This window comes from Phyllobacterium zundukense (assembly GCF_002764115.1).
In the GTDB taxonomy this organism is placed as follows: domain Bacteria; phylum Pseudomonadota; class Alphaproteobacteria; order Rhizobiales; family Rhizobiaceae; genus Phyllobacterium; species Phyllobacterium zundukense.
In genome coordinates this window covers 1,157,804-1,177,663 of the sequence record NZ_CP017940.1, presented here as the reverse complement: position 1 = coordinate 1,177,663, position 19,860 = coordinate 1,157,804, and the positions used below count along the sequence as shown (strand labels likewise).

General features: G+C 58.2%; 20 protein-coding genes and 1 riboswitch. Of the genes, 6 read left to right on the top strand and 14 right to left on the bottom strand.

The features are described 5' to 3' along the window. Positions 1–8 precede the first annotated feature (8 nt). From BLM14_RS05670 to BLM14_RS05660, 3 genes are read left to right on the top strand one after another with little or no spacing between them, the layout of a single operon-like run. Positions 9–956, top strand: coding sequence for an ABC transporter permease (locus tag BLM14_RS05670; RefSeq protein WP_099998491.1), 948 nt, complete (start codon positions 9–11; stop codon positions 954–956). Beyond that, a complete protein-coding gene (locus tag BLM14_RS05665; protein WP_099998490.1) occupies positions 953–1,807 on the top strand; it encodes an ABC transporter permease in 855 nt (284 codons plus the stop codon). The genes BLM14_RS05670 and BLM14_RS05665 overlap by 4 nt, the downstream gene beginning before the upstream one ends. Continuing rightward, positions 1,807–3,429, top strand: coding sequence for an ABC transporter ATP-binding protein (locus BLM14_RS05660; protein WP_099998489.1), 1,623 nt, complete (start codon positions 1,807–1,809; stop codon positions 3,427–3,429). The genes BLM14_RS05665 and BLM14_RS05660 overlap by 1 nt, the downstream gene beginning before the upstream one ends. On the opposite strand, the gene cbiB is transcribed toward BLM14_RS05660, so the two are convergent. The 4 genes from cbiB to cobA are packed head-to-tail and all read right to left on the bottom strand — an operon-like array spanning position 3,426 to position 7,574. Then, positions 3,426–4,406 carry an adenosylcobinamide-phosphate synthase CbiB gene (cbiB, locus tag BLM14_RS05655; RefSeq protein ID WP_099998488.1) on the bottom strand — a complete coding sequence of 327 codons (981 nt, stop codon included), beginning with the start codon at positions 4,404–4,406 and terminating at the stop codon, positions 3,426–3,428. The two genes, BLM14_RS05660 and cbiB, sit on opposite strands and share 4 nt — an antisense overlap. Before the next feature lie 29 nt (positions 4,407–4,435). Continuing rightward, positions 4,436–5,446, bottom strand: coding sequence for a threonine-phosphate decarboxylase CobD (gene cobD, locus BLM14_RS05650; protein WP_099998487.1), 1,011 nt, complete (start codon positions 5,444–5,446; stop codon positions 4,436–4,438). Further along, a complete protein-coding gene (locus tag BLM14_RS05645) occupies positions 5,446–6,744 on the bottom strand; it encodes a cobyrinate a,c-diamide synthase (protein ID WP_099998486.1) in 1,299 nt (432 codons plus the stop codon). The genes cobD and BLM14_RS05645 overlap by 1 nt, the downstream gene beginning before the upstream one ends. Beyond that, positions 6,741–7,574: a uroporphyrinogen-III C-methyltransferase gene (gene cobA / locus BLM14_RS05640; RefSeq protein WP_100001051.1), complete on the bottom strand. Its 834-nt coding sequence runs from the start codon at positions 7,572–7,574 to the stop codon at positions 6,741–6,743. Before cobA ends, BLM14_RS05645 begins: the two co-directional genes overlap by 4 nt. A 113-nt stretch (positions 7,575–7,687) precedes the next feature. Here cobA and BLM14_RS05635 point away from each other — a divergent pair, with 113 nt between their 5' ends. Together BLM14_RS05635 and BLM14_RS05630 are read left to right on the top strand one after the other, a co-directional pair. Next, positions 7,688–8,803 carry a cobalt-precorrin-5B (C(1))-methyltransferase gene (locus tag BLM14_RS05635; protein ID WP_100001050.1) on the top strand — a complete coding sequence of 372 codons (1,116 nt, stop codon included), beginning with the start codon at positions 7,688–7,690 and terminating at the stop codon, positions 8,801–8,803. Continuing rightward, positions 8,796–9,554, top strand: a complete 759-nt coding sequence (locus tag BLM14_RS05630) for a cobalt-precorrin-6A reductase (protein WP_100001049.1) — start codon at positions 8,796–8,798, stop codon at positions 9,552–9,554. The genes BLM14_RS05635 and BLM14_RS05630 overlap by 8 nt, the downstream gene beginning before the upstream one ends. Here BLM14_RS05630 and cobM read toward each other — a convergent pair. Genes cobM through BLM14_RS05615 form a run of 3 tightly spaced genes read right to left on the bottom strand, consistent with a single transcriptional unit; the run spans position 9,534 to position 11,126 of the window. After that, a complete protein-coding gene (gene cobM, locus BLM14_RS05625; RefSeq protein WP_099998485.1) occupies positions 9,534–10,295 on the bottom strand; it encodes a precorrin-4 C(11)-methyltransferase in 762 nt (253 codons plus the stop codon). The genes BLM14_RS05630 and cobM overlap by 21 nt on opposite strands. 13 nt (positions 10,296–10,308) lie before the next feature. After that, a complete protein-coding gene (locus tag BLM14_RS05620; protein WP_099998484.1) occupies positions 10,309–10,698 on the bottom strand; it encodes a cobalamin biosynthesis protein in 390 nt (129 codons plus the stop codon). Beyond that, a complete protein-coding gene (locus BLM14_RS05615; protein WP_099998483.1) occupies positions 10,698–11,126 on the bottom strand; it encodes a tellurite resistance TerB family protein in 429 nt (142 codons plus the stop codon). Before BLM14_RS05615 ends, BLM14_RS05620 begins: the two co-directional genes overlap by 1 nt. A gap of 170 nt (positions 11,127–11,296) precedes the next feature. On the opposite strand from BLM14_RS05615, the gene BLM14_RS05610 reads away from it, so the two are divergent. Next, positions 11,297–12,106 carry a TSUP family transporter gene (locus tag BLM14_RS05610; RefSeq protein ID WP_099998482.1) on the top strand — a complete coding sequence of 270 codons (810 nt, stop codon included), beginning with the start codon at positions 11,297–11,299 and terminating at the stop codon, positions 12,104–12,106. Here BLM14_RS05610 and BLM14_RS05605 read toward each other — a convergent pair. The 7 genes from BLM14_RS05605 to BLM14_RS05575 all read right to left on the bottom strand — a co-directional run bounded on the left by BLM14_RS05605 (position 12,081) and on the right by BLM14_RS05575 (position 19,551). After that, on the bottom strand, positions 12,081–12,509 hold the full coding sequence (locus BLM14_RS05605) for an EamA family transporter (protein ID WP_099998481.1): 429 nt from the start codon (positions 12,507–12,509) through the stop codon (positions 12,081–12,083). The two genes, BLM14_RS05610 and BLM14_RS05605, sit on opposite strands and share 26 nt — an antisense overlap. Continuing rightward, complete coding sequence (cobO, locus tag BLM14_RS05600) at positions 12,509–13,147, bottom strand: cob(I)yrinic acid a,c-diamide adenosyltransferase (RefSeq protein ID WP_099998480.1); 639 nt, start codon at positions 13,145–13,147, stop codon at positions 12,509–12,511. The genes BLM14_RS05605 and cobO overlap by 1 nt, the downstream gene beginning before the upstream one ends. A gap of 26 nt (positions 13,148–13,173) precedes the next feature. Further along, entirely contained in the window at positions 13,174–16,902 is a 3,729-nt protein-coding gene (gene cobN, locus BLM14_RS05595; protein WP_099998479.1) for a cobaltochelatase subunit CobN, read from the bottom strand. A 14-nt stretch (positions 16,903–16,916) separates the two neighbouring features. Continuing rightward, positions 16,917–17,969 carry a cobalamin biosynthesis protein CobW gene (cobW, locus tag BLM14_RS05590; protein ID WP_100001048.1) on the bottom strand — a complete coding sequence of 351 codons (1,053 nt, stop codon included), beginning with the start codon at positions 17,967–17,969 and terminating at the stop codon, positions 16,917–16,919. Between the two features lie 19 nt (positions 17,970–17,988). After that, complete coding sequence (gene cobU, locus BLM14_RS05585; protein WP_099998478.1) at positions 17,989–18,513, bottom strand: bifunctional adenosylcobinamide kinase/adenosylcobinamide-phosphate guanylyltransferase; 525 nt, start codon at positions 18,511–18,513, stop codon at positions 17,989–17,991. Beyond that, complete coding sequence (locus BLM14_RS05580) at positions 18,513–19,247, bottom strand: CbtA family protein (protein WP_099998477.1); 735 nt, start codon at positions 19,245–19,247, stop codon at positions 18,513–18,515. The genes cobU and BLM14_RS05580 overlap by 1 nt, the downstream gene beginning before the upstream one ends. A gap of 124 nt (positions 19,248–19,371) precedes the next feature. Next, positions 19,372–19,551, bottom strand: a complete 180-nt coding sequence (locus tag BLM14_RS05575) for a CbtB domain-containing protein (protein ID WP_099998476.1) — start codon at positions 19,549–19,551, stop codon at positions 19,372–19,374. A 49-nt stretch (positions 19,552–19,600) separates the two neighbouring features. Then, positions 19,601–19,835: riboswitch (cobalamin riboswitch) on the bottom strand. Between the last annotated feature and the right edge of the window lie 25 nt (positions 19,836–19,860).

Below are 19,860 nucleotides of genomic sequence, written 5' to 3'. Positions count from 1 at the left end.
GCTGATTCATGCTGAGTTACGCGTCGAAACGCGTTCTGATCGGCTTCGTCACGCTGCTGGCAGCATCCATCATTGTGTTTGGGGTGCTCGAAGTCGTGCCAGGCGACCCGGCCCGCCTGATGCTCGGCATAAATGCGACCGACGATGCAGTCCGAACGCTGCAGGAGCAGATGGGGCTCAATCAGCCATTGATCACTCGCTATCTTGGCTGGCTTGGCGGATTGCTGACCGGAAACCTCGGCAAGTCCTATACCTATTCAGTCCCGGTTATCGATCTGATCACCGAACGCGTCGCGGTTTCGCTGCCCCTTGCCCTAATCTCTTTGGCGCTGTCCACCCTGATTGCCATCCCGGTCGGCCTATTTTCGGCCTCGCGGCGTGGGTCCCTTTCGGATACCGCAACCATGGGTATTGCACAGGTGGGCGTCGCCATTCCGAATTTCTGGTTCGCCCTCCTCCTTGTCTATATTTTCGCGGTGACACTCCGGCTTGTTCCGGCAGGAGGTTTTCCCGGCTGGAATGCCGGTCTATGGCTGGGCCTTAAATCCCTGATCCTGCCGTCCATCGCCCTTGCCTTGCCACAGGCCGCCATCCTGGCACGCGTCACCCGCTCGGCCTTGCTCGACGTGCTCGGCGAAGACTACATCCGCACGGCACGCGCCAAGGGCCTTACCCGCCGCAAGGTGCTTTACCGCCATGCCTTGCGCAATGCACTCATCCCGGTTCTGACCATTCTCGGGTTACAATTTGCCTTCCTGCTCGCCGGTACGATCATCATCGAGAATGTTTTCTACCTGCCTGGTCTCGGCCGTCTGGTGTTTCAGGCGATCACCCAGCGCGACCTGATCGTCGTCGAAGGCGTGGTCATGGTGCTTGTCGCCACCGTGATCCTCGTCAATCTTCTGGTCGATCTCTCCTATGCCGTCATTGACCCGCGTCTGCGGAGCCGCCCATGAACGCCTCCGCAATATGGCGCGAGAATATCGCCAAGGCTCTCTCCAACAGGTCATTTGCCATCGGACTGGTCATCACGGGCCTTCTCGCATTGATGGCGGCGCTATCCTTCGTCTGGACACCCTATGCGGTCGGCACGTTCGACATCGTCGGCAAGCTGAAACCGCCATCCGCAGCGCACTGGCTCGGTACCGACCATTTCGGACGCGACATTCTCTCCATGATCATGGTCGGCAGCCGTAATTCCATAGCCGTCGCCTTCGTGTCAGTCGCCATCGGCGTTGGCGTCGGCGTGCCGCTCGGACTTTGGGCGGCGGCACGCGGGGGTCTGCTTGATGAAGTGCTGATGCGCTTCAACGATCTGGTTTTTGCCTTTCCCGCACTTTTGTCCGCAGTCATGATCACCGCCGTCTTCGGCCCCGGTGCCATCAACGCGATCATTGCCATCGGCATATTCAACATTCCTGTCTTTGCCCGTGTCGCGCGCGGGGCAGCCCTGTCGCTCTGGCCCCGCGAATATATTCTGGCGGCCCGTGCGTCCGGCAAAGGCGCGGCGCGCATCACCGTCGAGCACATTCTGCCTAACATGGCGAACCTCCTCGTCGTGCAGGGAACCATCCAGTTCTCGCTCGGTATCCTTGCCGAAGCTGGTCTTTCCTATGTCGGCCTTGGCTCGCAGCCGCCAATGCCCAGCTGGGGCCGCATGCTGTTCGAGGCGCAGACGATGATCAGCATCGCCCCGCACATGGCGCTGTTTCCGGGCCTCGCCATCGTCATCACCGTTCTTGGTCTCAATTTGCTCGGTGACGGTCTGCGCGATGTCCTGGATCCCAAGCTGCGGCGGGAACGTTGATGGCTTTGCTCGAAATCAAGAACCTGTCGTTGAAAATCGGCGCATTTCCAGCCCTGAAGGGGATCGATCTTGCCATCGAGCCGGGAGAAATCCGTGCACTGGTTGGTGAATCCGGTTCAGGCAAATCCATGACTGCGCTCAGCATCATGAAACTGCTGCCGAGCGGCGCTAAGGCAGAAGGACAAATTCGCTTCAACGGCAAGGACATTCTGGCTGCAAGCGAAGCCGACATGTGCCAGTTGCGCGGCGACGACATCGGCATGGTGTTTCAAGAACCCATGACGGCGCTCAATCCGGTGAAGACCATCGGTGAACAGGTTGCAGAAGGGATCCGGCTACACACAGGGGCGAGCCGCGCCGTTGCCGAAGAGCGGACACTCGGCATTCTCGACAGAGTTGGCCTTCCGACGGCAAAGTTTCCGCTCAGTCGCTATCCGCATGAACTCTCCGGTGGCCAACGGCAGCGCGTCGTCATCGCCATTGCCTGCGCGTTGAAGCCGAAACTGTTGATCGCCGACGAACCGACCACGGCGCTTGATGTCGTCCTGCAGGCACAAATCCTCGACCTTCTGCAAAGTCTCGTCGATGAAGAAAAAATGGGCCTCTTGCTCATCAGTCATGATCTGGCAGTGGTGGCCGACATGGCCCATTCGATCACCATTCTCCGCCATGGGGAGGTGATGGATAATGGTGAGACAACGCAGATCCTGACAGAGCAGACACACCCTTATACGCGTCAGCTGGCGCAGGCCTCGATGCATGTTCCGGAACGGACCAGCCACCATCACAGTCGAACCAACGGCCCTCTGCTTTCGGTCCGCAATCTTCAACGGAGCTATCGTGGAAGTCGCAGCCGCTTTTTTGCCCGGAGCGAGGATACGAAAGCGGTTGACGATGTCACTTTCGATATTCAGTCCGGTCAATCGATGGCGCTGGTTGGCCGCTCTGGTTGTGGTAAATCCACCTTGGCCCGCATGATCCTTGCGCTCGATCGTCCAACGGCCGGTGAGATAGAGTTTGGCAGTCAGCGCATCGACCATCTGAAAGAAGATGCGCTGCGGCCGGTCCGTCAAAATATGCAAGTGGTGTTTCAGGATCCATACGGATCGTTCAATCCGCGGCATAAGGCGGAACGTCTTGTCTCTGAACCGCTCTACCTGCTGGATCGGCCCCTGTCACCGGCCGAAAAGCGCGATCGTGTCGATGTCGCGCTGGAACGAGTCGGCATTCCGCGGCAAGACCGGGACAAGTATCCGCACGAATTTTCCGGTGGTCAGCGTCAGCGCCTTGCCATCGCCCGCGCCATCATCACAGAACCGAAGCTGATCGTTGCCGATGAGCCGGTTTCGGCGCTCGATGTGTCGATCCGCGCGCAGATACTTGACCTTTTCGCCGATCTCAATGGTCGGCTCGGCATCGCCTATCTGTTCATCACCCATGATCTCGCGGTGGCCCGCGCCATCACGGATACGGTCATGGTCATGTCCGACGGCAAGATCGTCGAGCGCGGCAACACCGACGAAGTCTTGCGAAATCCGCAATCCGACGCCGGGCGCGCACTTGTTCAGGCGTCACCCGATCTGCATAAAGCCCTGGCGCGACGTATTGGCGAACAGGGTTAGAACAGCAGTCCCACGAGGAAAAGGACAAAGATAACGCCAGTGAAGGTCGCAGTCGCTACGCTGAAAATATTGAGCGCATCCTCGATGTTTTCAGCCCCTGCATCACGTCGCCCTGCGCCATTCAGCATCGGCTCATTGGCGGTAACACCGCCGTAAACGCGTGGGCCTGCCAGCGCCACCTCGATTGCCCCAGCCATCGCCGCTTCCGGCCATCCGGCATTGGGCGAGCGGTGCAGGCGGGCATCGCGCATCATCACGTTGAACGAGCGAAGCGCCGCGTCGTAACCATGTACGATCCAGGCCGCCGCAGAGATCAGCAAACCCGTCAATCGCGCGGGAATCCAGTTGGCCACGTCATCGAGTTTTGCGGCAAACCGGCCAAAATCACGATGCCGGTCGTTCATATGACCGATCATAGAGTCAGCCGTGTTCAGCATCTTATAGGCAAGCAGTCCGGGAAGCCCCAGCAAGGCATACCAGAATGCCGGCGCGATGATCCCATCGGAAGTATTCTCGGCGAGGCTTTCGATGGCAGCACGGCTGACGCCGGCGTCATCGAGCACTTCCGGGTCTCGTCCGACAATCATCGAGACGGCCCGCCGGGCGCCTATTATTCCCTCGTCGCGGAGCGCATTGGCAACGCGGGAGACGTGATCACCAAGGCTTTTCTGTGCGAGGAACACCGCCACGATAAGGGCTTCGATCAGCTCGCCAAGAGGGGAGATGGTTCGCAGCACCAGATGCACGAGCCAGCCAACCACGGCTGCCAGCACAAGCAAGCCCAGCATGGCGAGAAACCCGTCGCGTCGCCGCTCATAGTCTGAATTGGTCGCCTTGTTGAATCGTTTGTCTACGAGGTCGATCGCTTTGCCGAAGAGGACAACCGGGTGTGGAATCTTTTCCCACAGCCAGTCAGGATCGCCGAAATATCGATCCGCAAGTAACGCAAGAAACAGAATCAAGAGATTGATTTCCATGAATGATTCGATCCCGTTGAATCAGAATATCAGCTTGAAACTGTGCTTAGAGCCTTCCTCAGGCGTTGGCGCAAGATGTCAGCCGCGTTTTCATCCAATGGCAGACCAAAACGTAGCCATTGTGGCGCATAGCCGAATTTTCGCGTGAGAACATGCTGCTTGCAAAGTTCTTCGTAAAGCAGATGCGCTTGCCTGAACTCTACCAGCGAAAACAACATCGTTCCACCAATCTCAACACGGCCTGCTTCAGCAAGGGCATTGGTGAGCAGCATGCGGCGTGCGCTCAATCGGGCCATATAGGCTGCCAGCAGCTCCTTTTCTGAAAAGGCATGTATTGCGATAGCCAGCGCAGGGCCGGATACCGCCCAAGGCCCCAGGCGCAAGCTGAGCGTCTGTGCAATATCGCTCGTCGACAGCGCAAAGCCGAGACGCAACCCGCCAAGGCCGAAGAACTTGCCGAAGGATTTGAGGACAATGAGCCCGTTCATGCTCGCATGTGCGCAGATGCTCACCTCGGGATGCGGATCGGCAAAGGCTTCATCCACAATGAGAAATCCGCCTTTGCCGTCCAGTCGTTTCGCCAAATCAAGCAGAACATCTGCAGCAATCACGCGTCCATCCGGATTGTTCGGATTGACGACAACTGCAACCTTTGCAGATTGGGGGATGTCGTCAACGCTTCGGCAATTCGAAACAGTCCAGCCCGCCTGCCGGAATGACTGCTCATGTTCCTGATAGGTTGGACCAAGAATAGCCACTTCGCCCTTGGTCACGAGATCAGGGATGTTCTGGATCAGCGCCTGCGTTCCCGGCGCGGCAGCGATTCCGGCTTCGCTCCGCGCGCCGTAATAGTCGCTTGCTGTGCGGAGCGCTGAAGCCAGCAGCTGTTCATCCGGTAAGCGATTCCAGATTTCGGGACCGATCGGCGGCAAAGGGAACACTTCCGGATTGATACCTGTCGAAAGGTCAATCCAATCGTCGATTGCACCGCCGAAGCGCTCCATGGCGCCGTCGAGCGCGCCTCCATGTTCAATCTGCATTATCCCGCCAAATCAATTACATGCATGTAGGAGCCACAGACCGATCCGACACGCAGACCCGCCTCACCCAAGTCCTCACCGAGTGCGTCCCGGACGCGGAAAAGCCGCGCTGCGCCCCCCTCCCGGACGATGCTTGCGTAGTGAAATTCGTGGCCAGTCAGCGGAGCCTGGAATGGCCAAGCGGTAAGCGGTTCGAGTCGGCGATAGCCAAGATGCATCCTTCGCTTCGCAAAGCTGGTTTCGACTGGCAGGAGCCCCAGCATCTCGTGCCTTTCGCCCGCAGCATCCTCGATGCTTTCACCCAGAACCATGTACCCGCCGCACTCGCCATAGATGGGAACACCCTTGGCCGCTGCCTTCCTTGTGCCCGCCGCAAAATCTGCGGCATGTGCGAGCCGCCCTGCATGAAGTTCGGGATAACCGCCGGGGAGGTAAATTGCGTCGTTGTTCTCGGCTGGCGCTTCATCGGCAAGCGGCGAAAAGAAGCTGATCTCTGCGCCGCGCCTGCGCCAACCATCCAGCAGGTGCAAATAGGAGAAGGCGAAGGCATTATCGCGGGCAACCGCAATGCGTTGACCCAGTGGCGGAATCCGCGCGATATTGGCCATGGACTCGGTGGAACCGTAACGGCCAGCGATTTGTTGAATGCGATTAAGATCGATCCGTTCGCCGATGACTGAAGCAGCATAAGCAATGAAATTGTCGAGATCGATGTGTTCGCCTGCCTGAACCAGGCCGAGATGTCGTTCCGGCAATTGCAGTTTCTGGTCGCGAGGCACTGAACCGAGGACCGGTATGCCCACTGGCTCCAGCGCCGATCGTAGCATGGCCTCATGACGCGCACTGCCGACGCGGTTGAGGATTAGACCTGCAATCATCACATTGCCGCGAAAATCGCGAAATCCGCTGACGAGCGCAGCGATCGAGTGCGATTGCCGGGCGCAGTCCAGGACGAGAATGACCGGTAGAGACAGATGCGTTGCCAGATCTGCCGCAGAGCCGCGCCCGTCCATGGCCCCGTCGAACAGGCCCATCATGCCCTCGACGACAAGCATCTTGCCGCCTTCGGTATGACGAGAAGCGAGTGCGCTGATGAGATCTGGCCGCATAGCCCAAGGATCGAGATTGACACAAGGTACGCCGCTTGCGACCGCGTGATAGGCGGGATCGATATAGTCAGGACCGGCCTTCGCCGGGGCAATCTCGACGCCGAGATCGCGTAGCGCGCGCAAGAGACCCAGAGTCACTGTGGTCTTGCCGCTGCCTGAAGCTGGCGCGGCGACAATCAAGCCTTTCATCCCGCGTCCTTTTCCCGGCGAGAGCCGAGAGGATCCTGCTTGAGCACGCGGCCCTCGACAGCACCGAGCCAGTCAAGGGCAGCACGCAGGCGTACAACTTCACCAACCACCACGATGGCGGGTGGCCGTAGTCCGGATCGGTGAACGTCCGCTTCGGCGTTCTCTAAAGTCGTCTCCAGGACCTGTTGGCCGCCCGTCGTTGCGTTACAGACAAAGGCTATGGGCTCATCTTTAGAACGGCCCGATGCGATCAGCCGTGAGGCGATCAGGCCTATATGCTTCATGGCCATGTACATGACGATGACCGAGGAGCCCTTGGCGATACTGCTCCAGTCCATCGAATCAGGCACCAGACCGGTAGCATCGTGCCCGGTCAAAAAGGTGACGCTCTGGTTGGTTTCGCGATGGGTGACAGGAATGCCCGCATAGGCAAGTCCGCCGATCCCGGCGGTGATTCCGGGAACAATCCGGAAAGGCACACCATGTTCGACCAGCGTCAGCGCCTCCTCGCCGCCACGCCCGAACACGAACGGATCGCCGCCCTTCAACCGCAGGACGCGCTTGCCGGAATGTGCGAGCTCGACCAGCCGCAGCGAAATGTCGCGCTGCTGCGGCGAAGGTTTGCCGCCACGCTTGCCCGCATATTCAAGCGCTGCCGCCGGGTTGGCAAACGACAGGCAGTCTTCATTGACCAACGCGTCGTAGACGACCACATCCGCCTGTTCGAGTCCATTGACTGCATGCAGTGTCAACAGGCCGGGATCACCCGGCCCTGCTCCAACCAGCCAGACATGACCGGCTTCAAACTTTGGCAGAATTTTCGACTTCATTGCGCCCATCGCCCAACCTGATCTTTTGCGCATAACACAATTTTTCTAACTGTGAGCATGAACTTATCGGAAAAATCATGCAACGTGCGTGGAAGCTGGTCTATAAGACGCCCATGAGCGATGAACCCGATGCAGGATTGCGCAAACCAGACGAGTCGAATGAACGGCCCTTGCGCCGCGGCTGGACCACCGGTGCCTGTGCCACAGCCGCAACAAAAGCCGCGCTGATCGGCCTCATTACCGGTGAATTTCCTGATCCTGTGGCGATTATCCTGCCCAAGGGTGAGGTTCCGCATTTCCAGCTGGCGATCGAATCGATCGGTGATGGTTATGCCATGGCAGGCATTGTGAAAGATGCCGGTGATGATCCTGATGTCACGCATGGCGCAACCATAATCTCGACCGTGTTTCCCGCACCGCCCGGAAGCGGCATCCAGTTTGCCGCGGGCGAAGGCGTTGGTATGGTTACTCTGCCTGGCCTTCCGATCCCGCCAGGCGAAGCTGCGATCAATCCGGTGCCGCGTCAAATGATGACTAAAATCTGCGAGGAGATTTGCGCGCAATATGACTTGCCCGCGGATATCATCATCACGATCTCTGTGCCCGAAGGCGAGGAAATCGCCAAGAAAACCTGGAACCCGCGCCTTGGCATTGTCGGTGGCATCTCGATCTTGGGCACCACCGGTATCGTTCATCCTTTTTCCTGTGCAGCCTGGATACATTCGATCCACAGCGGCATCGACGTGTCGCGTGCGGCTGGCCTGACACATGTCCTTGCTGCGACTGGCTCCACTTCCGAAGATGCTGCGCAGGCCATCTACAATCTTCCGGAGATCGCGCTTCTCGATATGGGCGATTTTGCCGGCGGACTGCTGAAATATCTGCGTGTTCATCCCATCGACAAGCTGACCATAGCGGGCGGCTTCGCCAAGCTGACGAAACTGGCACAGGGGGCACTCGATCTTCATTCGGGACGCAGCCAGGTCAGCATGACCTTCCTTGCTGACGAGGCCGAAAAACTCGGCTTCGAGCCAAACATGAGGGAACGGATTCTCAATGCCAACACGGCGCAGGAAGTGCTTGAAATGACTCAAACTCTGGGAATCGATCTCGCCAGCCCCATCGCGACGAAGGCCAGGCAGACAGCGCTCGCCACTCTCAAGGGAGCGCCGGTCGAGGTGGAAGTGATCGTTACCGACCGCAAGGGCGCGGTTCTTGCCCGTGTCTGATCGTCCAATCCTCATTCTTGGTGGCACCGCGGAAGCCTCGAAACTCGCCACGCGGCTCGTGGCGCAGGGCTACCGCGTTATTTCATCACTGGCGGGTCGTACGCGCGAGCCAGCGAAACTCGAAGGCGAAATGCGCATCGGCGGTTTCGGCGGAGCAAGAGGGCTCACCGGTTACATTGCACGCGAGAATGTATCGCTGCTCATCGATGCCACCCATCCTTTTGCAACGCAAATCTCTGACAACGCCCTCGTAGCAGTGGCTTCAACCAGAATTCCGTTCGTCCGGCTAGAGCGCCCGGCATGGCAACCAAAACCCGGCGACAGATGGACAAGCGTCACATCACTTGAAGAGGCAGTCTCGGCTATCCCTGCAAAGGCACGTGTACTGCTGGCGCTTGGAAGGCAGCACATTGCACCCTTTTCCCGCCGGGGCGACGTACATTTCGTCGTGCGGATGATCGATCCGCCGGAAACGCCACCCGATCTCATTGATTTCGAACTGGAACTGTCAAAGCCCGGCAAGGTTGAAGACGAGACCGCCTTCCTGACCAAGAAACGTCTAACACATATCGTCTGCCGCAATTCCGGTGGCTCTGCGTCCTACACGAAGATCAAAGCAGCTCGCGACCTCGGTCTTCCCGTTATCATGATTGACCGGCCGCACCGCCCCGGCACATACACATTGCCCGATATTGAAAGCATCGGTCATTTCGTCGATGAGACTTTGGGTTCACTCCGAGCGCGAACGTAGCGTATGGCTGTGATCCTTGTGGTAGAGAGCCGAGTCGCGAAATGCGCCTGCCGAAAGCCCTCGTCCGACAAAGATCATTGCCGAGCGGCTTAGGCCTGACGCCTTCACCTTGCCCGTTATATCGCCAAGCGTTCCATGAATGAACTGTTCGTCCGGCCAACCTACGCGGTAGGCAACGATCACGGGACAATCGGCCCCATAGAGCGGCGTGAGCTCGGTTTCGATGCGCGTAAGATTGCGGATCGACAGATGAATGACCAGCGTCGCGCCGGATTTGCCCAACGTTGCCAGATCTTCACCCTCCGGCATAGCCGATGATTTCATCGACGTGCGTGTCAGGATGATCGTCTGACACACTTCCGGGACTGTCAGTTCCTTCTTCAAGGCAGCGGCGGCGGCAGCGAATGCCGGAACGCCCGGCGTCACATCATAATCGATCCCAAGAGCGTCGAGGCGACGCATCTGTTCGGCCACCGCACCATAGATCGACGGATCACCGGAGTGAACGCGAGCTACATCCTTGTCTTCCGCGTGGGCGCGTTCGATCTCACCGATGATCTCGTCGAGCGTGAGCGATGAGGTATCAATCACTCGCGCGCCCTCTGGCACCTCCGACACCATTTCCGGTGGAACCAGCGAGCCCGCATACAGGCAGACAGGGCAGGATTGGATCAATTTCAACCCACGCACGGTGATGAGGTCAGGCGCGCCGGGGCCTGCGCCGATAAAGTGAACTGTCATTGTCTGAACTCGTTTATTCCTTCACGGCCAGCGCCGCGGTGGCATGAGCTGATTTGGTCTTTCCGATTAGCAGTACGCCATCTGAACCCACAGCCACAAGCGCCGCTGCTTCCGCCACACCGTGACAGCCTATGAGTGCAAAGACCCGTTCGGATGGGTTGAGCAAACGCGGGGTTTCTTTTTCCAGGATTTGAGCGTTGAAGCAGGTGACGGGCAAACCCAGTTGTTCCGCTGTTTGCACGATTGCCGGCTCATCCTGGCGTTGATCGATCGAAAAGACGCCGACCAAGTCGCTCGCTGCGACCTGCGCCTCCTTCAGAACACGTTCGGCCAGGGAAAGGACTTCTTGCGGATCGCATCCACGCTCGCAACCGAGACCAAGCGCGTAGATTGGCTTGGGCATCAGCGCTTCTTGTGCAATTCTTCAGGTGTTACACCCAAAAGATCGGCGGTCGTTCGGATCAGATTGGCTTCTTTGGGATCGAGGTCATTGTCGGCATTGGCAATGACCAGAAGATGACGCAGCAGCAGAACCTTACGATCAAACGGTACATCGGCAAAGGCGAGTGCAGCTTGTTTGCTTGTCGTCTCGTAGCCGAAGTCCTTGAGATACTCTGCCACTTCAGCAAATTCATCAGGCGGAATACCGAAATCACTCTCGGCAATACCCAGGATGGCTGCATACTCGGTCTTGTCCGTCTTGCCATCAGCCAGTGCCACATGCAGCAGAAGCAGAAGCTCTGCCATCAGCACCGGATCATCGGCGACCTTCTGCACCGCACTTTTTGCTCCGAGATAAGCGGTAATCCGATCAAAAATGCTTTCGCTCATTGTACCCCCAACTGTCCTAAAAGATTGATTGCAGTGCAGACCCCCAAATTCAAGTGCCGAAACAACACACTGGCCAGCGATTCGCATAATGCGATTGATCCAACCGCCAAAACCGCTCGCCAAACGTCAAAATCTGGCTATGGTCCGCCGCGTTCACAGAGTCCCCCCGCATGTCTGCCTTCCTCGAAAATGTTCCCCCGCTCCTGATTGTTGCTGCCTTTATCGCAGGCTTTATCGACTCCATTGCTGGAGGAGGCGGCCTTGTTACCGTCCCCGCACTGCTTCTGGCAGGTTTCTCGCCCGTTGAATCTCTCGGGACGAACAAACTGCAGTCACTGTTTGGCTCGGCCTCGGCCACGATTGCCTATGCTCAGCAGGGTCACGTACATCTTAAGAAGCAATTGCCGGCGGCGTTGATGTCGGCACTTGGGGCAGTCGGCGGTGCTCTCTTGGCAGGCTTTCTGCCTGGGGAAGTACTGCGCGCCTTCTTGCCGATCCTGTTGATCGCAATTGCCATCTATTTCGCGTTGAAGCCCAATATGGTGGATGTGGACCGCGCGCAACGTGTCACGCCATTCCTGTTCGGCCTTACCGTCGTGCCGCTCATAGGCTTCTACGATGGGCTGTTTGGCCCGGGCACCGGCTCCTTTTTCATGCTGAGCTTCGTCTCGCTTGCTGGCTACGGCCTGCTCAAGGCTACGGCTCATACCAAGCTCCTGAATTTCGCATCCAATCTTGGCGGCTTCATCACTTTCGCTTTTCTTGGCGTGATCAACTGGAAGATCGGTTTGCTGATGGGCATCGCTCAGTTTGCCGGGGCCCGCTTTGGCGCCAGCCTGGCGATGAAATCCGGCGCAAGAATCATCAAGCCGCTATTGATCGTCGTCTGCTTGGCGCTGGCCACCAAACTTCTCTATGCCGACAATCCCTGGGGAGCATGGCTGGCGGCGCTCTTCAGAACCGCAGGCTCAGTAGGATAACGCCTCCGGCGATCAACAAAACGCCGAGCCAGTTGAGCCCGGAAAGCTTCTCTCCGAGAAACGCGACGCCAAAGATCGCCACCATGACGATGGAAAGCTTGTCGATAGGGGCGACCCGCGCCGCATCGCCGATCTTGAGCGCGCGAAAATAGGCAAGCCACGATGCACCGGTCGCCAGCCCTGACAGAATGAGAAACGTCCATGTCTTGCCGGATATCGTCGACAGCCCCTGCCATTGACCGCTGATAGACAGGAACAGGCACAGCGCTCCGATGATGACGAAGGTCCGAATCAGCGTTGCAAAGTCTGAATTGATATTCTCGATACCGATCTTGGCAAAAATGGCAGTTAAAGCTGCGAAAACCGCAGAAATAACGGCCCAGAATTGCCAGCTTTCAGTCATCAGAATTCGATACCCTTCTGGGCCTTGATGCCCGAACGGAACGGATGTTTGATCATTTCCATCTCGGTGACAAGGTCCGCAAACTCGATCAGTTCATCCTTGGCGTTTCGGCCCGTGATGATCACATGTTTCATGTGGGGTTTCTGTTTCAAAACATCGATGATTTCTTCAACGGGCAGATAGTCGTAACGCAGGGCGATATTCAACTCGTCGCACAGAACGACCTCGGTTTCATCGTCGAGGATCATTGCCTTCGCCTGTTCCCATGCATTGCGCGCCATGGCGATATCACGCGCCCGATCCTGTGTTTCCCAAGTAAACCCCTCGCCCATGGCAGATATGGTCACCTGCTCAGGGAATTTTTCCAGAACCCAGCGCTCGCCCGTATCCCATGAGCCCTTGACGAACTGCACCACGCCAATCTTCATACCGTGACCGAGAGCCCGGAACACCACGCCAAAACCGGCAGTGGATTTGCCCTTGCCCTTGCCGGTATTGACGATCACAAGACCCTTTTCATCGGTCTTGGTCGCCAGGATCTTGTCACGTACCGCCTTCTTCTTGCGCATCTTGTCGGCGTGGCGCTCGTTTATTTCCGCTTCGGTCAGATTCTGCAATTTTTGTGATTTTTCAGCCATTTGGCGTTTCCTTCCGAATCAAATTATCAGGCAGCGAGTTTGCTGAGTTCGTACCGCGCCGAGTTGGAGCGGGGTGTCCAGAAACCGCGCGTCACGGATTCCTCCAGCTTTTCCGCCATATCGCGCAAGGCGTGCGGATTCTTGTCTTTCAAGAATGCCCGCACATCCTCATCCACCAGAAATGCCTGATACACGGCTTCAAAGTGATGGTTGCCGACAGCTCCCGTCGTTGCCGCGAAGGCAAAGAGATAATCGACCGTCGCTGCCATCTCGAAGGCGCCCTTATAGCCATGGCGCATGACACCGGCGATCCACTTTGGATTGGTCACACGACCGCGTACCGTGCGAGCGATCTCCTCCTCAAGCGTACGTATTACCGGCTTTTCGGGACGCGAATGATCGTTGTGGTAGATCGTCGGCCGCTCGCCCGATATCAGTTCCACCGCTGCCGACATGCCACCTTCGAACTGATAGTAGTCATCGGAATCAAGAAGGTCGTGTTCGCGGTTGTCCTGGTTTTGCACGACTGCATTCACCGTGCGCAACCGCTCTTCCAAAAGGCCACGCTCCGCCTTGCCTTCCTCGCCGGCGCCATAGGCGTAACCGCCCCAAACGAGCCAGGCCTCAGCAAGATCGTCGCGTTTAGCCCAGTCATTCTCATCCATCAACGCCTGCAATCCAGCACCGTAGGCGCCCGGCTTGGACCCGAATACCCGGAAACCGGCGCGCTGCTTGGCCAGCTTTTCCTCGGTGCCTTCAGCAACAAGCCGCGCCTGCTCGCTGCGCATACGCACGGCGATGGGGTTGTCCCCTGCATCCTCGTCCAGTGCACCTACGGCGCGCACTGCAGTATCGAACAGCGCAATCTGATCTGGAAATGCATCGCGGAAGAAACCGGAGATGCGCAGGGTCACATCGACGCGCGGGCGACCGAGCAGTGCTGTCGGGATGATCTCGTACCCGGTAACGCGGCGTGATGCCATGTCCCAAACCGGCTTGACGCCGATCAGCGCCAGCGCCTGCGCAATATCATCGCCGCCGGTGCGCATATTGGACGTGCCCCAGGCAGTCAGGCCAAACGAGGTCGGCCATTCGCCATGGTCCTGCGTGTAGCGGCGGATCAAAAGCTCTGCGGATTTCTGCCCGAGTTCCCATGCCGCTGGCGTCGGCACCGCCCGCGTATCGACCGAAAAGAAATTGCGGCCGGTGGGCAGCACATCCGGGCGGCCACGCGTCGGCGCACCTGAGGGTCCCGGCGCAATGAACCGACCATCCAGTGCCGTCAGCAGGGCTTTCATCTCCGCATCGCCGCAAGCCGTCACGGCAGGATGCAGATTGGTGCGGATGCCCTCAATCACGGCGGCAGTGGCAGTCCAAATCGTTGGGCACTCAACTTCCGCTGATACGAGCTTTGCTGCCAGAAATTCGACGCGTTCCACCGTATCGCCAGCGATGCGCCATGGATCATCCGAAACAGCCTGCAGGATTTCCGGACGCACGCCATTCCACGGAGCAGCCATATCGCAATCAAGCGGATCGAAGCCATCAAGGCCGAGATCAAACGCAATCGCCCGCTGCAGGCTTTGATCGGCGCCATGGGCGGATCCGCGTGGAACGCGTGCCAGCGCTACTACGAGATCTGTCAGGAGGCGCCCTTCCGGCGAGCGTCCGAAGATATGCAGGCCGTCGCGGATCTGCATTTCTTTCAGGTCGCAGAGATAGGCGTCAAGCTTTTGCAGGGCGAGATCATCGGGATCATGGTCATGAATGCCCGCATCGCTGTCGAGCCCGATGTCACGAACCAGATCGAGGATTTGCACCTTCAATCGCACGAGACGGCGCGGATCGACGCCCGACGCCTCGTAATATTCATCCACCAGCGCTTCGAGGTCTTTCAGCGGCCCATAACTCTCGGCGCGCGTCAGCGGCGGCGTCAGGTGATCGATGATGACTGCGGATGAGCGGCGCTTTGCCTGCGTTCCCTCGCCCGGATCATTGACGATGAACGGATAGATATGCGGTACCGGACCGAGCACCACTTCCGGATAGCAGGTCTCCGACAAAGCAAGGGATTTGCCAGGCAGCCATTCGAGATTGCCGTGCTTGCCGACATGCACGATGGCGTGCGCTCCATAGATCTCTCGTAGATAGGCATAGAAGGCGAGATAACCATGCGGCGGCACGAGGTCCGGCGAATGGTATGTTTCCTTGGGATCGATATTGTAGCCGCGTGCCGGTTGAATGCCGACCAGCGTTTCGCCGAAGCGGGCAAGCGGCAGCGCGAACTTTTCGCCCTGCTCGATGAAGTAGGGATCGGCCTGGGGCTCGCCCCAACGGGCGGTAATCGCCTGCTGAATCGATTGTGGAAGCGACTTAAAGAAGCCCTTGTATTGATTCAGGGAAATGGTTTCGCGGATTTCCCGCCCATCGCTTGCCGTATTGGTCGGTCCCGCCATCATATGATTGATCAGGGCATCGCCATTGGCTGGGACAGCCGCAACCCGATAGCCATGATCGCGCATCGTGTTCAGCACATGCCACGTGCCTGCGGGCGTATCGAGGCCTACACCATTGCCAAGCCGCCCGGCGCGGTTGGGATAATTGGCCATGATCAAGGCAACACGCCGCGCATCGGGCTTTGTTGCCCGGAGGCTCGCCCAGTTCGCCGCCAGCGCGGCAACGAATTCAACGCGATCGGCCAGCGGTTCATGCGTGACGATATTGGCTTCGACCGCCTCGTCATAGTGCCGTGCCGATTTGAATGATACCGCGCGCGACAGCACGCGCCCGTCCACTTCCGGTAGCGCCACATTCATGGCGAGATCGCGTGCCGAGAGTCCCTGGCCGGAATTGCGCCATTGCTCGGCGCTCGATCCGGAAAAGATCACCTGCAGCACCATCGCACCATCGTGCTCAAGCACAGTCGGTTTGCGCGCAGCGCCCGGAGCAGACACAGCGAACCCCGTCGCATTGAGCACGACTGACGGCGGTGCCTCGCTGAAAACAGCCTCCAGCGTCGCCACAGACACCGGGTCTTTCAGGCTCGATACAAATACCGGTAGCGGATTCAACCCCTTTGCCTTCAGCGCATCGATTAATGCCTCTACCGGCTGCGTCTGTCCGCTCTGCACCAGCGCCCGGTAAAAGCAGATCGCCGCGACCGACGCATCTTCTCGCCAGTGTCCTCGCATTTCGTCAAGCGAGGGAGCAGTACTCCCCGGCCACCACAATCCAGCTTTTAGCAGTGGCGCTGCTTCCTGCGGCTTGTCCTTACCGTCGATCAGCGCCGCGCAATAGTCGAGGAATCGCTCTGCGTTCTGCGCTCCGCCCTCAAGCAGATAGTGCCAGAGCGCATCGCGATCCGGCCGCGCAATCGTGGAGAACCGGTCGAGCCCCGGATCCGGCTTGTCGTCTCCAGGGAGTACGGCAAGGTGAACCTTGTGATTGACGGCGCAGGCATGCAGAGCTTCCAGCCCATAGGGCCAATAGCTCTCGCCGCCGATAATCCGCACGATGATCAATTTCGCGTGGCGCGCCGTTCGCTGGACATAGGCATCGACGGACATGGGATGCGCCAGCGCCATCATGTTAGCGAGGCGCAGAGACACCCCGCCGCCCTGCCGTTGTGCCGAGGCGAGACTGGCGAGTTCCGTATCGGCGGCGGAAAGAAACAGCACATCTCCCGGCGTCTGGCCGAGATCAATCGCCTCGGTGCCTTCGGCTATCGTGCCTTTCTGGGCAAGCAGGAGATGCATTCAGTTTCCTTTAATCAGGCCGCTGCGGCATTCATTGCACTTGAGATGGCCGCCGTGTCGATATCGTGCAGACCGATGACGACGAGCCGCGTCTGGCGCTCTTCGCCCGGATTCCAGCTGCGGTCGAAATAGTGTTCGATCCGCGAACCCACCGCTTGCACCACAAGGCGCATCGGCTTGCCGGGTACATCGACGAAGCCCTTGAGCCGCAAAACGTCGTGGTCCGCAATCACACTCTTGAGTTTCTCGACGAATGATTTCGGCTCGGCCACCGGTCCAAGGCCGACAACGAAGCTTTCGAATTCGTCGTGGTCATGCTCTTCGCCCGCTTCATGTTCCATCTCATGGTGCGATCTCCGATTGGCGATGTCTTCCTCTGTGCCCACGCCAAGTCCGAGCAGCAACTGATTGCTGAGTTTGCCGAAGCTCGCCGGAACCATGTTGAGCGCGCGCACTGACCGGCTCTGTACATCGCTCTTGACGGCGTCGAGCTGGGCACCGCTGATCAGGTCGGTCTTGTTCAGAACAATGAGATCGGCAGCCCGGATCTGGTCTTCGAACAGTTCTTCGAGCGGGCTGTCGTGATCGAGCGATTCATCCTGAACCCGCTGCGCATCGAGCTTGTCGTGATCGTCGGCAAAGCGACCTTCCGAAACAGCGGCAGCGTCGATGACGGTGACCACACCATCGACGGTCACCTGCGTCTTGATCTCCGGCCAGTTGAAGGCTGCTACCAGCGGCTGCGGCAAGGCAAGGCCGGACGTCTCAATGACGATATGGTCGAAGCGATCCGGACGATCCAGGAGCTTGGTCATGGTCGGAATGAAATCATCGGCAACGGTGCAGCAGATACAGCCATTGTTCAATTCGATCATGTCCTCATCGCGGCAGGCCTCGATACCGCATCCTTTGAGCAGGTTGCCATCAACGCCCAGATCACCAAATTCGTTGATGATCAGCGCGATGCGCTTGCCATTGGCATTTTCGAGCAGGTTGCGGATCATCGTCGTCTTACCCGAACCCAGAAAGCCGGTGATGACCGTTGCCGGAATCTTTTGATCAAGCATCTTGCGATCCTGCATGTTGTTATCCCTTCATTTTGAGCGGCAGTCCTGCTGCCACGAAATAGACTGTTGCCGCGGCGTTCGCCACGGCTTGGTGTAGGCGGCCCGCATGATCGCGAAACTCGCGCGCCATGCGGTTTTCCGGAACGATTCCCAGACCAACCTCATTCGATACGAACACCACGGTGCCCTTGAGACGCGGCAGCACCGCAACAAGCTCCGCCGTCTCCGCTTCTATGTCGCGCTCCGTCATCATCAGATTGGTGAGCCACAGAGTGAGACAATCGACGAGGATCGCTTTGTTGTCGGCGCATTCGTTTTGCAAAACGCCGACAAGGTCGAGCGGCTCTTCAATTGTCGTCCAGGACGGACCGCGTCGCGCTTTGTGCACCCCGATCCGCGCAGACATCTCGTCGTCCCAGGCTCTGCCAGTGGCGAGATAGACTGCATCCAGATCGGATGCCTCGATCAAGCCTTCGGCAAGAGACGACTTACCGGAACGCGCGCCGCCAAGGATAAAGGTGACCCCGCGTTCCAGTGTTTGCATCAGCCCTCGAGCTCCGATGCCGCATAGTGCTGAATAGCCCAGCCCAGCGCCGTTCCGAGCACAACCCAGAAGAACAGGTTCGTCGCCAGCGTTGACACGGCAAATTCCGAGGCGAGTGTCGGGGGGACGGCCGATGTCAGGTCTTCAGCTTCCGGTGCACCGTAAATATGCGGCGCAACGATGAGCACTACACCCAGGGCTTTTGCCCAGATCTCCTCGCGAAGGACGATGAGATAAACACCGGCCGCTGTGAGAACGACCGTAATGAGCCACCATGCTTGTCTTGTGGCGAGGTCAGCTGCGGGCATTGCCGGCAATTCCGGTGCAAGGCTGAATGAGGGTGCAAAATTGAAGATGAAGAAACCTGCGAGGCCCCAGTAAATCCCGTTCTGCAGCGTGATCTTACGGCCAAAGAAAAGCGCAGCGGCACCTGTAATAAGTGCAAAGCCTGCACCGGCCACTAGGTTGATCAGCAGCGTGTTGCCGAGCCGTCCAAATGGTAGCTCAGGTCCTGCCTCTTCGTCGTGAACATGCGGAGCGACCGCAGGTGCGCTTTCGGCTGTTGTCGTTGCAGTTGCCGCGGCAGCGTCGTGGCTATGCTCGGCCGCACCAGCGTTTTCATATTCCTCAGCGTGAAGAATGAGCGGAACATTCCGCACATACATAGCCGGTGTCAAAAGGATACCAGCAAACAAACCAGCTACGATCGTAGCCAGGAGATACTTTACCAACATGAGATCTGCTCCCAATCCCTAAAGCAAGATGCCGGGTACGCAAAAACGTCCCGGGCAAACAAACCGTATTTTTTCAATGCGTAAGCGCTGGTGGCTGAATCAGTTTATCCAGCCGGTGTCAGACTTAATGGCAAGGGAATCCGTATGAATGGCGGGTGTCATGCGCTGTGTCATGCAGCGTTTCGGAATGCGAAAGGCCAACGCCGTAAATGATGAATACACCAAGCATAAGAGAAAACACCGCCGTCGTCAGACGCGTAGCAAGCGGGAGAGAAATCGTAGTCGAAGTACGTGCAGCAGCCATAACAACCTCCGTGCAGGGCCAGAAGGGACAATCCCCTTCGGTTTTGGGCACTATTGCCCTATGACTGGCAGGTCTCCTGGCTCGCGGGTCGTAAGATCAATGCCGCCTTCCCGGTTTCCCAGTGGCTGCCATCGGCTTTCGCGTCTGGCGCTGACATTGACCCTCGCCGCTCTACAGTCGCGGGGTCGGCTGCGGTTAGGCCGCCCTGATGGGTACGGCCGTCACATTCCCTTTTGATCCCTTGGCCTTTGGCCGATACGGGAACCAATCATGGTTGAACGTTATTCATCAAGCGCCAGAAATGTCAAA